The sequence below is a fragment of the Brucella intermedia LMG 3301 genome (assembly GCF_000182645.1).
Classification (GTDB): Bacteria; Pseudomonadota; Alphaproteobacteria; order Rhizobiales; family Rhizobiaceae; genus Brucella; species Brucella intermedia.
Window position 1 is genome coordinate 747,097 of sequence record NZ_ACQA01000001.1, and the last position, 13,201, is coordinate 760,297.

Here is a 13,201-nt window from a genome sequence, read left to right on the forward strand (position 1 = left end):
TAATAGGACTATTGCCTCTCGCCCGCTTTCGTGATTTGGTCCAATAGTTTCGAGAGTGGGCCAAACAAGGGGCAGAGCTGCAATGAAACCGAAGTCGCCGCCGGGCCTGCTGCTTCCGGGAAGCGAGGAACTGCAGAAGTTCCACGAGCAGCGCATTGCCATGCTGGAAGGCATGAGCGGGCCAGTGATTGCCCTGCCGACGCGCTATCCCGATGGCTATTTCGTGCCGCGCCACCGTCACAGCCGGGCGCAGCTTCTTTGCGCTTCCCAGGGGGTGGTGCTGGTGACGACCGACGCTGGACGCTGGATGATCCCGAGCGATCACGCCATGTGGATACCGGCGGGTGTGGAGCATTCGGTCGAAATCCTCGGCGAAGTCTTCATGCGGTCGATCTATATCTGCGTCGATGCCGTGTCCGGCGTGCCGGATTATCTTCATGTGGTCGGGCTGACCGACCTGATGCGGTGCCTCATAACCGATGCAACGGCGCAGGACAGCACGCCGGAACCGGACAGTCGCGATGCTCTAGTGATCGAGCTTATATTGCGGGACCTTCACACATTGCCGCAGCGCTCGTTGGGGCTGCCTTTTCCATCCGATCCGCGCTTGCAGAAACTATGCCGGGAATTCGTGAAAAAGCCTTCTTCACGCGCCACAATTGACGACTGGGCGGACAGAATGGCGATGAGCCGACGCTCGTTCACCCGGCATTTCCAGCGGGAAACCGGCGTAAGCCTTTCGGTCTGGCGCCAGCAGGCATGCCTCTTCGCTGCGGTCCCACGCCTCACGGAAGGGGAAGCGGTGACGAGCGTGGCGCTGGATCTGGGATATGACAGCGTTTCCGCTTTCACGACGATGTTCCGCAGGATGCTCGGAGTTTCGCCGCGGTTCTATCTGCCGCGGCTGGATACTGTTCCGTTTGAACGCAGCGATAGCGTCGCGGCGGAATAATAACAATTGTCTCTGCGATTGGAGCGCATTAATAGGGCCACATGCTTTTTCAACGCCGTAATCCCCCGACCAGAAAAGAGCGCCTGAGGCTTCTGGTCTGGCCGCGCCGCTCCTTCTCCCGTTCCCTCCGGTACGGTGGCAAGCGGATTCTGCGCATCACTGCCTCGCCCCATGCCGTGGCCGCCGGCCTGGCAGTCGGCGTGTTCTCGGCCTTTACGCCCTTCTTCGGCTTCCATCTCATCATCGCAATCGTGCTGGCTTATGTCCTTGCCGGAAATATCGCGGCTGCGGCCCTTGGCACGACACTTGCCAACCCCCTGACGCTGCCGTTCATCTGGGGGAGCACGTTCGAGCTTGGCCGCTTCATCATGAATGGAAGCATCGATGATGCGCCGCCGATCCATCTGGGGCGGGCCCTGGAAACCATGCGTTTCGATGAAATCTGGACCCCGCTCCTGAAGCCCATGCTGTTCGGTTCCACCATTCTGGGTGCTGCATTCGCCGTCGTGGTCTATTTTGTCACCCGGTTTGCGGTTTCGGCTTTCCGTCGCCGCCGTATCGAACGTCTTGCGGAAAAGCACCGCCTGCACCGCGCACAGGAGCCCCAGAAAGTATGATTGTCGGGATTGGCAGCGACCTCATCGATATTCGCCGTGTCGAAAGTGCGCTTGAACGGCATGGCGACCGTTTCCGCAACCGGGTCTTTACAGAGGTCGAGCAGAAGAAATCGGATGGACGCAAGCAGCGCGCCGCATCTTATGCGAAGCGTTTCGCGGCGAAGGAAGCCTGCGCCAAGGCGCTGGGAACCGGAATAGCCCAGGGCGTGTTCTGGCGCGACATGGGCGTGGTCAACGCTCCTTCCGGAAAGCCCACGATGCATCTAACCGGCGGTGCGGCGAAACAGTTGCAAAAACTCTTGCCCGCTGGAACGCGCGCCGCCATACATCTGACAATTACCGATGATTTTCCTCTCGCTCAGGCCTTCGTTATCATCGAAGCCCTGCCTGAGACGGAATAATTGTGATTGTGGCAGATAACTCCTGCTCATAATCGTGCGATAAACCCGCGTTCTGCGGGCGGCGTGATTGCGTCATCCATTCATAGTCGTTATTAGATCGCGTTATCGGAAGCGGAGATACAATGAGCGTGTCCAGCAAGAGTGAGACAAAAAAATCCGGCGGCCTTGGCGAAACCATCAGCGTTATCGTGCAGGCGCTGCTGCTGGCACTGGTCATCCGCACCCTTCTTTTCCAGCCTTTCAGCATACCGTCCGGCTCGATGCGCCCAACGCTTCTGGAAGGCGATTATCTGTTCGTGTCGAAATATGCCTATGGCTATTCGCGCTATTCGCTTCCGTTCGGACTGGACCTGTTTTCGGGCCGTATCTGGAGCGCGGAGCCGAAGCGCGGCGACGTGGTGGTGTTCAAGCTGCCAAGCGACCCATCGGTCGATTATATCAAGCGCGTGATCGGCCTGCCGGGCGACCGCGTGCAGATGCGCGGCGGCGTGCTCTATATCAACGATCAGGCGGTCAAGCGCGAGCGGATCGGCACGATCGATAATCCCGATGTGACCGAGCAGAACCGTCCGGTCGATGTCTATCGGGAAACCCTGCCGGAAGGCGTGACCTATGATACGCTTGATCTCGCACCGAATTCCATCGGTGACGATACGCGCGTCTTTGAAGTTCCCGCCGGTCATTTCTTCATGATGGGCGACAACCGCGACAACTCGCTCGACAGCCGCTTCAGCGTTGGCTACGTGCCGTTTGAAAATCTTGTCGGACGCGCGAACATCATCTTCTTCTCCATCGCCGACAAGGCGAGCCCGCTTGAAATCTGGAAATGGCCGACTGAAGTACGCTTTGGCCGACTGTTCAGTTCAGTTGCAGGCACACCGCATACAGCCGTAACCGGAAATTGAAATGGCTTCGGCAAATCAGGCAGCAGCAATTCTGGAAGAGCGCACTGGACACCGTTTTCTCAACGTGAAGCGGCTGGATCGTGCGCTCACCCACTCAAGTGTGCAAGCGCCCTCGCGGGCAAATTATGAACGTCTCGAATTTCTCGGCGACCGCGTTCTGGGACTGACGGTCGCGGAAATGCTGTACGACGAGTTTCCGGAAGCGTCCGAAGGCGAATTGTCGGTTCGTCTCAATGCGCTGGTGAACGCGGAAACCTGTGCGGCGATTGCCGACGAGATCGGGCTTGCCGATCTCATCCATACGGGTTCCGATATAAAATCATTGAATGACAAACGCCTTTTGAACGTGCGCGCCGATGTCGTGGAGGCGCTGATCGCCACGATCTATCTGGATGGCGGACTGGACGCCGTGCGTCCCTTCGTCAAGCGCTTCTGGAAGAAACGGTCTTTGCAAACCGGGGCCGCCCGCCGCGACGCCAAGACGGAATTGCAGGAATGGGCGCATCAGCAGGGCAATGTCCACCCTGCCTATTCGATCATCAGCCGCACCGGCCCGGACCATGATCCGCTGTTCATGGTAGAGGTGACGGTCAAGGGCTTTGCTGCGGAAACGGGCGAGGGCCGTTCAAAACGGATAGCCGAGCAGCACGCGGCGGAAGCGATGCTTTATCGTGAAGGCGTCTGGAAGCGTGACAATCCGGCTTGATGCAAGAATTGGCAAATTTTAAATCGTGATCGGTTATAATGGTCTGATACGGATAATGCCGCTTTCACGAGCAGTTTTGTCGTATCTGGGACGTCGTGCGCTGGAGGACGGCGGCGTTCCGCAAGGAAATATCGTCTGGAAGGATAAACAATGAATAATCGGACGACGCCGGCTGACGGCGAAAACGAAGCAGGACAAACCCGTTCCGGCTTCGTGGCGTTGATAGGGGCGCCGAATGCGGGGAAATCCACACTGGTCAATCAGCTTGTGGGAACAAAGGTTTCTATCGTCACGCATAAGGTGCAGACCACACGCGCGCTCGTGCGCGGCATATTCATCGAAGGTCCGGCGCAGATCGTTCTGGTGGACACGCCGGGGATTTTCCGCCCGAAGCGCAGGCTCGACCGCGCCATGGTCACCACGGCCTGGGGCGGCGCCAAGGATGCCGACATCATTCTGGTCCTTCTCGATTCGCAAGGCGGCTTGAACGAGAATGCCGAAGCGCTGCTTTCGAGCATGAAGGATGTGCGCCAGAAGAAGGTTCTGGTGCTCAACAAGGTAGATCGCGTCGATCCGCCGGTTCTGCTGGATCTCGCCCGCAAGGCCAACGAGCTTGTCGCATTCGACCAGACTTTCATGGTCTCGGCCTTGAACGGCTCCGGCTGCAAGGATCTGGCGAAATATCTGGCCGACAATGTTCCGAATGGTCCATGGTACTATCCGGAAGACCAGATCTCCGACATGCCGATGCGCCAGCTCGCAGCCGAGATCACCCGCGAAAAGCTTTACCTGCGCCTGCACGAGGAACTTCCCTATGCGTCGACCGTGGAAACGGAGCGCTGGGAAGAACGCAAGGACGGTTCCGTTCGCATCGAGCAGGTCATCTATGTCGAGCGCGAGAGCCAGAAGAAGATCGTGCTCGGTCACAAGGGCGAGACGATCAAGGCGATCGGACAATCCGCACGCAAGGAAATCTCCGAAATACTGGAACAGACGGTTCATCTCTTCCTTTTCGTAAAAGTGCGTGAGAACTGGGGTAACGACCCGGAACGCTATCGCGAGATGGGTCTTGATTTCCCAACCTAGATTATAACACTGGTGACCATGGAATGGCGCGATGAAGGCATAATTCTCGGGACACGACGCCATGGCGAGACAAGCGCCATCGTGGAAGTGATGACCCGTGAGCATGGCCGCCATATGGGAATGGTGCGCGGCGGGCGTTCCCGCCGCATGCAGCCTCTGCTGCAACCGGGCAATCATGTGGATGTGACATGGTGGGCGCGGCTGGATGAGCATATGGGCAGCTTTACCATCGAACCGCTGGAGTTTGCTGCCGCCCGCCTCATCGAAACGCCAGTGGCGCTTTACGGCATCCAGCTTGCGGCTTCACACCTGCGTCTTTTGCCCGAGCGCGACCCGCATCGCGGTCTTTATGAGACGCTTCGGCTCATCATCGAACATTTCGACGATCCGCTTGCGTCAGGCGAACTGGTATTGCGCTTTGAAGTTATGATGCTGGAAGAGCTGGGCTTCGGCCTAGATCTGAAGGAATGCGCCGCGACCGGCGTCAAGGAAGACCTGATCTATGTCTCGCCAAAATCGGGGCGTGCGGTCTGCCGCGAAGTGGGTGCGCCTTGGGCCGACAAGCTCCTGCTTTTGCCGGGTTTCGTCAACAATACTGCCGTTCGCGCAGCATCCTATGACGACATAGACCATGCCTTTACGATGACAGGCTATTTTCTGATGCGGCACGTCTGGGAACCACGGGCGATAACGCCACCCGATGCGCGGGGCGGGTTCCTGAACGCCCTCGGTCGGGCGATCAATGCCTAGAGCATTTCCAGCAAAAGTGTGAAACGGCTTTGCGTTGGATAATGCGATAAAACAAATAGTTAGAGCGGTTCCGGCGATTCTGTTAGAACAGGAACCGCTCTAGTCGCCTGATTCCGACATTTGCATCCCTCGAATATGAGCGCTGAGCAAATGCCGGAATCAAAAAGACCACTAGTAACTTTATGAATCTGGTGGATTTACAGGCAGGCTGAAAACCTCGCCTTCAAAGGCATCTGCTCCGCGCCCGATCGCGCGTATGGCTGCAACCATCCGCCCCTGACGCCCCAAAATTTCGTCTGCGAGCGCCACCAGCCGGATATTTGGCGTCGCGGAAGGAGAGAGGCTGCGAATAATCGCGGCAAGCTCGTTTTCACCCAGTTCCGGGTTCAAAGCGGAAGCTGCGATGTAAGCCGCCGCCGTGGAACGGGAAATACCAGCATAACAGTGGATGAGCAACGGCGCATCCATGGGCCAGACCTTTGCGAAGTCGAGAAGCGCACGCACATGGCTTTCATCGGGGGCAACCAGTCCCTCGCGCGGTTCAACAATATCGTTGAATGTCAGCGTGAGACGGTTGGCATCATGGCCATCAGGCAAGGCTGCCGGGGCCTCGCTTCCCAGCGTCACGACATGGCTTGGCCGGTGCAATGCGAGTTGCGCCGCCAGTTGCGACAAGGGCGTCACGACGATCAGACTCATCGGTTCTGCCGTGCTTCTTCCAGTGCCGCAAACCGTGCGAGGAAATCCGTCTGCACCTCCTGTGTGGGGCGGGGTGTTATGTCCAGCCCTGCCGGATCGAAACCGCGCGGACGGCCGAAATATTTGACGGCTTCCGCCTCGGTGAAACCTGCGAGCCGCGTGGCCTCAAAGAAGGCTGCGACCTGATCGGCGCGCTTGATGAGCGTCTTGAGTTGGGCGGGAACGGTTATGGGTAGAGAAAAACGCAGGTGAATGGCGTTTTCCAGCCGCGTTTCGATCATCTTGTAGTTGCCGCCCATCACCGCCTTGAAGGGGGAAATCATGTCGCCGATCACATATTCCGGCGCGTCGTGCAGAAGCGAGAGTAGCTGCCACTCGATGCTGGCGTCAGGCACCAGTCGGGTGAATATCTGGTTCACCAGCAGCGAATGCTGGGCAACGGAAAATGCGTGTTCACCGACAGTCTGCCCGTTCCACCGCGCCACGCGGGCGAGACCATGGGCTATATCCTCTATCTCGACATCGAGCGGCGACGGGTCTAGCAGGTCAAGGCGCCGCCCCGACAACATGCGTTGCCAGGCGCGCGTCTTGCCGGAAGATCGGTCGGCGCTTGCCATCAGGCGTTACCTGCTTCGGCTTCCGGAAACCCGAACCGCACATGCGGCGGCAAGGTGAGCGTTACGGGCGTCTCGCCCGCCAGAACGGTGCTGCCGGCATCCATTGCATCCTTGACGCGATCAATGCGCACAAGTGCGATGCCGACCATATCGGCCGAACTTCCCATCGTGCCGATCTCGCGCCCGTCCACAGTAATCGGTGTGCCCATTGGCGGAAGAGGGACTTCGGAACGTGCCACCAGAACGCGCCGTCTGGCCGTGCCGCGATGCTGCATCCGGGAAACGACTTCCTGTCCGATGAAACAGCCTTTCGGAAAGGAGACGCCGCCCGTCTGGTCGAAATTGACGTCATGCGGGAAGACGTCATTGTAAGCGAAATCCGTTTCACCTTCCGCTATGCCATGTTCCGCCCGCAGCTTTGTCCACGCGCTCTGGTCGGTCGTGCCATCTGCGCGGCCATAAATCCGGCGGACATTCAGTTCAGCCGGAAAGCGGCTGTCGCGCTTGATTGAATCATCTTGTGAAGGCGGTGAATCACCTTGCCAGGAAACGCTGACAAGTGATTCTGGCTGCTGGGTTATCTCGGCTTTCGCGCGCAGCCTGTAGAGGGTGATCCGCTTGATGAAATCGGCGGCAACGCTTGCCGGAAGATCGAAGCGCAAGCCGCCATCGATGCGTGAAACGAGAAAATCGAACAGGATTTTCCCTTGTGGAATGAGCAATGCTCCGGGTTTCAGGTCGTCCGGTCCGAGTTTGTCGAGATCGGTGGTGATCACCGCCTGCAGGAATTTTTCCGCTTCCTCGCCCGTGATATGAACCAACGCCCTGTTGGAAAGATTTACCGTTTCAGCTGCCGTCGTCATCGCTTCGTCCTTGCCTTTCGCGCCCTCGTTACGTAAGCCCCAATGGACAGGCTCGCAAGTCCCATCAATCTGGCAGGAGACAACCATGGCCGAAACATTCGATACGATTTTGAAGGGTGCAACCATCGTCAACCACGACGGTATAGGCCAGCGAGACATCGGGATTCGGAATGGTCGCATTGCTGCCATAGGCTCCCTTTCCACCCATGCGGCGGGTGAGGTGATCGATTGCACCGGCCTGCATATCCTGCCCGGTGTGGTCGACAGTCAGGTGCATTTCCGCGAGCCGGGCCTTGAGCATAAGGAAGATCTCGAAACCGGTTCCCTTGCCGCCGTGCTGGGTGGCGTGACCTCTGTCTTCGAGATGCCGAACACCAAGCCCCTCACCACTTCCGCCGAGACGCTGGAAGACAAGGTGAGACGTGGCCGCCATCGCATGCACTGCGATTTTGCCTTCTGGGTTGGTGGCACGCGCGATAATGCGAAGGACGTTGCCGAACTGGAACGCCTGCCGGGTGCTGCCGGCATCAAGGTTTTCATGGGGTCGTCCACCGGCGATCTGCTGGTCGAGGATGACGACGGCGTTCGCTCTATCCTCAAGAACACGCGCCGTCGTGCGGCTTTTCACTCCGAGGACGAGTTCCGGTTGGAGGAGCGCAAGGGTCTGCGCGTAGAGGGCGATCCGTCGAGCCATCCGGTCTGGCGTGATGAAATTGCAGCGCTTCAGTGCACGGAACGCCTTGTGCGCATCGCACGCGACACTGGCGCACGCATCCATGTGCTGCATATCTCGACTGCCGAGGAAATCGACTTCCTGAAAGATCATAAGGATGTCGCGACGTGCGAAGCAACACCGCATCATCTCACCTTGTCGGCCGATGACTACAAGACGCTCGGCAATCTCATTCAGATGAACCCGCCCGTTCGCGACAAGCGCCACCGCGATGGCGTGTGGAAAGGGATCGATCAGGGTATTGTCGATGTGCTCGGTTCAGACCATGCTCCGCATACGCTGGAAGAAAAGCAGAAGCCCTATCCGGCTTCCCCGTCCGGCATGACGGGCGTGCAGACGCTGGTGCCGATCATGCTCGATCACATCAATGCGGGCAGGCTGACACTGGAGCGCTTCGTCGATCTTTCCAGCCATGGCCCGAACCGTATTTTCGGCATGGCCCGCAAGGGGCGCATCGCGATCGGCTACGATGCAGACCTGACCATCGTGGACATGAAGCGCCGCGAAACGATCACGCATGAACAGGCCGGTTCGAAAGCTGGCTGGACGCCCTATCACGGCAAGACCGTCACCGGATGGCCGGTAGGCACTTTCGTGCGCGGGATCAAGGTGATGTGGGAAGCGGAAATCGTGAACGCCAGCAAGGGCGAGCCGGTGGAGTTCCTCGAAGCGCTGCCGCATCGCTGAAGGTCGTCTCGTGTTCGTTGTCAACCTGACTTACAGCAAGCCTCTCGAAGAGATCGAGAGGCATCTCGAGGCGCATCGGGATTTTCTGAACCGGCAGTATGCGGAGGGTATTTTTCTCGCTTCCGGACCGAAAAATCCACGCGACGGCGGCGTGATCCTCGCAAGCGGCAAGATCAGCAGAAACGAGCTGGAAGCGATACTGAACCTGGATCCTTTCAGGCAGTACGGGCTGGCGACTTATGATGTTACCGAGTTCACCCCCGTGAAATATGCTCCGGCTCTGGCCGAGGGCTGCGGGCCCCGCGCGTTGGCGTGATCTGTCCGCTCTTTGTCCGCAAGGTGGCTTTCGGTCCGGGTTGCAAGGCGTATTTTCTCCCTATAGTTTTTTCATAGGGAGAACGAAAATGTCCGCTCACGATACAGCCCTGCTGGTTATCGACGCTCAGGAGTCATTCCGCCATCGGCCTTATTACCGGGACGAAGAGGTGGGTGCCTATATTGAACGCCAGCAGGCGCTTATAGACGGCGCGAAGCGTGCCGGCATTCCGGTGGTCCAGATTTTTCATGTCGAGAATGAAGGCCCGTTCTCAGAAGCCTCGGGTCTGGTGAAGCCGATTTCGCCGCTATCCATTGAACCCGATGCGGTTTTCCGCAAGCGTCGCCACAGCGCGCTGGTCGGAAGCGGGCTCGACGTCTGGCTGGTTGCCAATGGCATCCGCCGCGTGCTGGTTTCCGGCATTCGTACAGAACAGTGCTGCGAGACAACCACGCGGCAGGCATCGGATTTTGGATATCAGGTCGATTTCGTGAGCGAAGCGACGTTGACCTTCCCGATGACGGACGCAACTGGCCGGGAATGGAGCGCTGCGGAAATCAAGGCTCGTACCGAACTTGTGTTGGCCAATCGCTTTGCCCGTATCGTAACCGTGGAACAGGCGTTGGCCGCGCCCGGAGAACGGAAGGCGGCATGAGTGACCACGCGGACATTGCCCGGCTGATCCCGGTTTATGTCGTCATCCCGCCACGCGTGCTTCTGCTCGACGTGGCGGGACCGCTTGAGGTTCTGCGCAAGGCAAATCTTGAACAGAACAAGGTGCGGTTCGACGTTCATTATGTCGGGCCCGCACCGACTGCGATCAGTTCCATCGGCCTGTCGGTCGCGGGCGTGGAACCGTTGCCGCAGGCGCTGCCGGATGGCGCGCTGGTCATTGTTTCGGGTGCAGCCGATGTGCCGCTCGGAAATGCGGAGACTGACCGGTCTACCGATGCCGCGCTGGAAAAAGACATTGTTGTATGGCTTCGGCGGACGGTTCGTCCCGGCGTGCGGCTGGTGACGATCTGTTCCGGCGCGCTGCTTGCAGCGCGTGCGGGACTTCTCGACGGCTACTCATGCACCACCCACCACCTGACGATCGGCGAGCTTGAGAGGCTGGCGCCCGCCGCGCGGGTGCAGGAAAACAGGCTCTTCGTGGAAGACGGCGAGCGGCTGACGAGCGCCGGCATCACCGCCGGGATCGATCTGATGCTGCACATCGTTGCGGGGCTTGCCGATCACGCCACGGCGCTGGCGGTCGCGCGTTATCTGGTCGTCTATCTGCGCCGCAGCGGCAGTGATCCGCAGCTATCGCCCTGGCTTGAGGGGCGAAATCACATGAACCCCGTCGTGCACCGCGCACAGGATGCCATCGCCGATGATCCGGTGGCGGACTGGTCTGTGGAGCGGCTGGCGCATATCGGCGGGGCAAGCCCGCGCAACTTCTCGCGCCTGTTCAATGAATATGCCGGAATGACGGTGACGGATTACGTCAACAGGCTCAAGATCAGCCTCGCACGCGAGATGCTTCTGAATTCCGAACTCGATATCGAGAATGTGGCGACAAGGGCTGGCTTTGCCTCCGCGCGGCAATTTCGCCGGGTCTGGCAGCGCATCTACAACGAGCCGCCGAGCCGGGTCCGCCTTGCGGTCTGATTATTCGCCAGCGGTGAAAAAGCGCCAGCTCCCGTCCGGTCCGATGCCGATACTGTAGAAGATGTAGCCGCCCGCCTTCTTCATGTCCTCGAAATCGCCTGCGGTGACGATTTCGAACAGCTCGACGATCTGCGGCGGCGTCAGCCTGTCGAGCGGCATGGCGTAGAAATAGGGCCAGACATAGACCTCGTCGTCCTTGCCTGCATTCAGGTGCACATAGCCCGTATCCAGCAGATCGACAATGATCGCCAGCACCTCGCGGCCTGCCTCGTCGCCCGAAAGCGATTTGAGGAAATCGATGACATCTTCCTCGTGGTCTTCCAGCGACAGTTGTGTAGCCTTGTCCTCGATACCGAGAAGCGGACGCAATTGCTCTATGTCGCCGGAACGGGCGGCTTGCAACATGCGCTTGCGCATCAGCCTGACAGGCTCAGGTAGCTTGTCGAAGTCGCGGTGGATTTCCGGCATGGGCTTCGCGGATGCTGCCGGGGCAGGTGCGTTGTCCGGTGAAATTCTCGGCACAGCGCGGGGAAGCGCGCCGGGCAAGGGAATGGGGGAAGGGTTGTCGTCTTCATCCGCCGCAACGCGGGCGCCGGGACGTTGCAGGAAATCCGACTGATCCGCCAGCGCGACGTCGAATGCGTTTGCCGCCGCCGCGGGCAAGGCAATGCCGCAGGCAAGGAATATCCCTGCCAGTAGATTTCGGGGCGAGGCGGAGTTCCTGATCGAGAATGACATTTGGCGCTGGAATGGGGGACGCCGGAGGGAACCGCTGCGCCGGTCTGGTCCCGCGACCGGCGTTATATGGAATGTTTACTGAAGAACGCGCTGCGGCAGGAAGGTTCCCGCCACGATCTGTTCACGCATTTTCTCGATCAACTCCAGTGCACAGTCGTCACCGGCTTCGCGGATCAATTCGGTAAGCGCGGTCGTAAAGGCCGCTTCAGCAAGGATTTCCGGTTCGATACCTTCAGAGATACCGTCTGCCCAGGCCTCGTTATGATATTCGATTGCGACGAGCTTTTTCTCGCGCGCAATCATTTCGTCCAGATCGGCCGGTGCATGTTCCATAGACTTCATCCTGGCTTTCGCCTTTCTGTTGCGCTGTCGGTGTCTCACCGTTTTGCGGGAGCTCAACCACCTGGCAACGTGACTGCCTTCTTAAGACAGTGTTAACAGATTATCACGGATTTGAATGAACTAATCCTGTCAATCCGCACAAGAGTGAATGATTGGTTAATTTCCATAGCGTGAGATGATCTCGTTCGACAAGTCCCCGCCTTCCTTCATGTAGCGATCTATCGCCGCAAGCGCCGAGGGTGTGCAGCGGGTATAATTGTCGCTGAACACGCGATAGCCGTGGTTGAAGCTTGAAACGAGCCGCACCCGTTCGGCTTCGGAAGGCTTTTCCGCCGTCACTATCGCATCCATCCGATCGCGCCATTCACTGCCGGCTTCGCCGCACAGATTGCGCAGGTAATGAAGCGAACCGAGAATTTCGGCGAGCCGCAACATCTTCCCTTCATAGGGCGCGTCCTGAGCGAAGGCCGGAAATGCCGCCCCGACCCACAAAGCAATCGAGAAGCAGGCAGCCGGTCGAAAAAACGGAATGCTCTTCAATCGAAACCTCTCACCTGAAATGAGCTATTGCCACAAATAGGGGCCGCTTCAAGGCAGATCGCTAAACAGGATTAATATCCGGACATTTGTCTTCTGTCTCCGCCACCGACCGGGCGACATCGAGCGTGCTGTCCGTCACCTTCGCGACGGCCATTTCTTCTATCGTCAGCCAGTGGATGGAAGCGGCGTCGTCCCCCGCTATCTCCCGGCCCGACACGTGCAGGGCGCGGAAGACGGACAGGTAATAGCTCCTGGCATAGGCCTTGCCCTCAAGCGCCAGATCCACGGTTATGACATGCGACAGGGCCTTTGCATCGAGCGCGGTTTCTTCCTTCAGTTCACGAATTGCCGCTTGTTCCGGCGTTTCGCCTGCTTCGATACTGCCACCCGGAAAGGCGAGCCAGCCTTTCCACGGTTCTTTCCCGCGCTCGACCAGCAGGAAGCGCCCTTCGCGCCGGCAGATCAGCGACACACCATGAACCTTGGCGGGAATCGGAAATACGGGAACTGTTTTCATCATGCCCTAGCTATGATCGTGCAGACACTGGTTGGCAATGGCAAAGCGCCCCTTGACCGCTTACCAAAAAGCTTGAACA

18 protein-coding genes are annotated in these 13,201 nt (G+C 58.7%); 11 read left to right on the forward strand and 7 right to left on the reverse strand.

Annotation, left to right across the window (positions count from 1 at the left end):
- The first annotated feature begins 82 nt into the window (after nucleotides 1-82).
- The 7 genes from OINT_RS03475 to recO all read left to right on the forward strand — a co-directional run bounded on the left by OINT_RS03475 (nucleotide 83) and on the right by recO (nucleotide 5,417).
- Nucleotides 83-952 carry an AraC family transcriptional regulator gene (locus OINT_RS03475; protein WP_006472322.1) on the forward strand — a complete coding sequence of 290 codons (870 nt, stop codon included), beginning with the start codon at nucleotides 83-85 and terminating at the stop codon, nucleotides 950-952.
- Between the two features lie 41 nt (nucleotides 953-993).
- Nucleotides 994-1,569, forward strand: a complete 576-nt coding sequence (gene bspA, locus OINT_RS03480) for a type IV secretion system effector BspA (RefSeq protein ID WP_006466386.1) — start codon at nucleotides 994-996, stop codon at nucleotides 1,567-1,569.
- A complete protein-coding gene (gene acpS / locus OINT_RS03485; RefSeq protein WP_006466387.1) occupies nucleotides 1,566-1,970 on the forward strand; it encodes a holo-ACP synthase in 405 nt (134 codons plus the stop codon). Before bspA ends, acpS begins: the two co-directional genes overlap by 4 nt.
- A 122-nt stretch (nucleotides 1,971-2,092) precedes the next feature.
- Nucleotides 2,093-2,875, forward strand: a complete 783-nt coding sequence (gene lepB / locus OINT_RS03490; protein ID WP_006466388.1) for a signal peptidase I — start codon at nucleotides 2,093-2,095, stop codon at nucleotides 2,873-2,875.
- A gap of 1 nt (nucleotide 2,876) precedes the next feature.
- Nucleotides 2,877-3,581, forward strand: coding sequence for a ribonuclease III (gene rnc, locus OINT_RS03495; protein ID WP_006466389.1), 705 nt, complete (start codon nucleotides 2,877-2,879; stop codon nucleotides 3,579-3,581).
- Between the two features lie 150 nt (nucleotides 3,582-3,731).
- On the forward strand, nucleotides 3,732-4,667 hold the full coding sequence (gene era / locus OINT_RS03500) for a GTPase Era (RefSeq protein ID WP_006466390.1): 936 nt from the start codon (nucleotides 3,732-3,734) through the stop codon (nucleotides 4,665-4,667).
- Nucleotides 4,668-4,685: 18 nt separating this feature from the next.
- The gene (gene recO, locus OINT_RS03505; RefSeq protein WP_006472327.1) at nucleotides 4,686-5,417 is read left to right on the forward strand and encodes a DNA repair protein RecO; all 732 of its coding nucleotides are present in this window, start codon (nucleotides 4,686-4,688) and stop codon (nucleotides 5,415-5,417) included.
- Between the two features lie 180 nt (nucleotides 5,418-5,597).
- Here recO and OINT_RS03510 read toward each other — a convergent pair whose 3' ends face one another.
- Genes OINT_RS03510 through ygfZ form a run of 3 tightly spaced genes read right to left on the reverse strand, consistent with a single transcriptional unit; the run spans nucleotide 5,598 to nucleotide 7,596 of the window.
- Nucleotides 5,598-6,116, reverse strand: coding sequence for a tyrosine phosphatase family protein (locus OINT_RS03510; RefSeq protein ID WP_006466392.1), 519 nt, complete (start codon nucleotides 6,114-6,116; stop codon nucleotides 5,598-5,600).
- Nucleotides 6,113-6,733 carry a YfbR-like 5'-deoxynucleotidase gene (locus OINT_RS03515; RefSeq protein ID WP_006466393.1) on the reverse strand — a complete coding sequence of 207 codons (621 nt, stop codon included), beginning with the start codon at nucleotides 6,731-6,733 and terminating at the stop codon, nucleotides 6,113-6,115. The genes OINT_RS03510 and OINT_RS03515 overlap by 4 nt, the downstream gene beginning before the upstream one ends.
- Nucleotides 6,733-7,596, reverse strand: coding sequence for a CAF17-like 4Fe-4S cluster assembly/insertion protein YgfZ (gene ygfZ, locus OINT_RS03520; protein WP_039852454.1), 864 nt, complete (start codon nucleotides 7,594-7,596; stop codon nucleotides 6,733-6,735). The genes OINT_RS03515 and ygfZ overlap by 1 nt, the downstream gene beginning before the upstream one ends.
- A gap of 85 nt (nucleotides 7,597-7,681) precedes the next feature.
- Here ygfZ and OINT_RS03525 point away from each other — a divergent pair, with 85 nt between their 5' ends.
- From OINT_RS03525 to OINT_RS03540, 4 genes are all read left to right on the forward strand, one after another.
- A complete protein-coding gene (locus OINT_RS03525) occupies nucleotides 7,682-9,016 on the forward strand; it encodes a dihydroorotase (protein WP_006466396.1) in 1,335 nt (444 codons plus the stop codon).
- Between the two features lie 10 nt (nucleotides 9,017-9,026).
- Nucleotides 9,027-9,332 carry a YciI family protein gene (locus OINT_RS03530; RefSeq protein ID WP_006466397.1) on the forward strand — a complete coding sequence of 102 codons (306 nt, stop codon included), beginning with the start codon at nucleotides 9,027-9,029 and terminating at the stop codon, nucleotides 9,330-9,332.
- Nucleotides 9,333-9,420: 88 nt separating this feature from the next.
- Nucleotides 9,421-9,987, forward strand: coding sequence for an isochorismatase family protein (locus OINT_RS03535; protein ID WP_025091309.1), 567 nt, complete (start codon nucleotides 9,421-9,423; stop codon nucleotides 9,985-9,987).
- Complete coding sequence (locus tag OINT_RS03540; RefSeq protein ID WP_006466399.1) at nucleotides 9,984-10,985, forward strand: GlxA family transcriptional regulator; 1,002 nt, start codon at nucleotides 9,984-9,986, stop codon at nucleotides 10,983-10,985. The genes OINT_RS03535 and OINT_RS03540 overlap by 4 nt, the downstream gene beginning before the upstream one ends.
- Here OINT_RS03540 and OINT_RS03545 read toward each other — a convergent pair whose 3' ends face one another.
- From OINT_RS03545 to OINT_RS03560, 4 genes are all read right to left on the reverse strand, one after another.
- Complete coding sequence (locus OINT_RS03545; RefSeq protein ID WP_006466400.1) at nucleotides 10,986-11,723, reverse strand: hypothetical protein; 738 nt, start codon at nucleotides 11,721-11,723, stop codon at nucleotides 10,986-10,988. It abuts the gene before it with no gap.
- 75 nt (nucleotides 11,724-11,798) lie between these two features.
- Nucleotides 11,799-12,056 (reverse strand): hypothetical protein, encoded by a 258-nt coding sequence (locus tag OINT_RS03550; RefSeq protein ID WP_022568172.1) that lies wholly within the window; start codon nucleotides 12,054-12,056, stop codon nucleotides 11,799-11,801.
- A gap of 165 nt (nucleotides 12,057-12,221) precedes the next feature.
- The gene (locus tag OINT_RS03555) at nucleotides 12,222-12,596 is read right to left on the reverse strand and encodes a TIGR02301 family protein (RefSeq protein ID WP_374846156.1); all 375 of its coding nucleotides are present in this window, start codon (nucleotides 12,594-12,596) and stop codon (nucleotides 12,222-12,224) included.
- Nucleotides 12,597-12,666: 70 nt separating this feature from the next.
- Nucleotides 12,667-13,122, reverse strand: coding sequence for an NUDIX hydrolase (locus OINT_RS03560; RefSeq protein WP_036565537.1), 456 nt, complete (start codon nucleotides 13,120-13,122; stop codon nucleotides 12,667-12,669).
- Nucleotides 13,123-13,201: the final 79 nt, after the last annotated feature.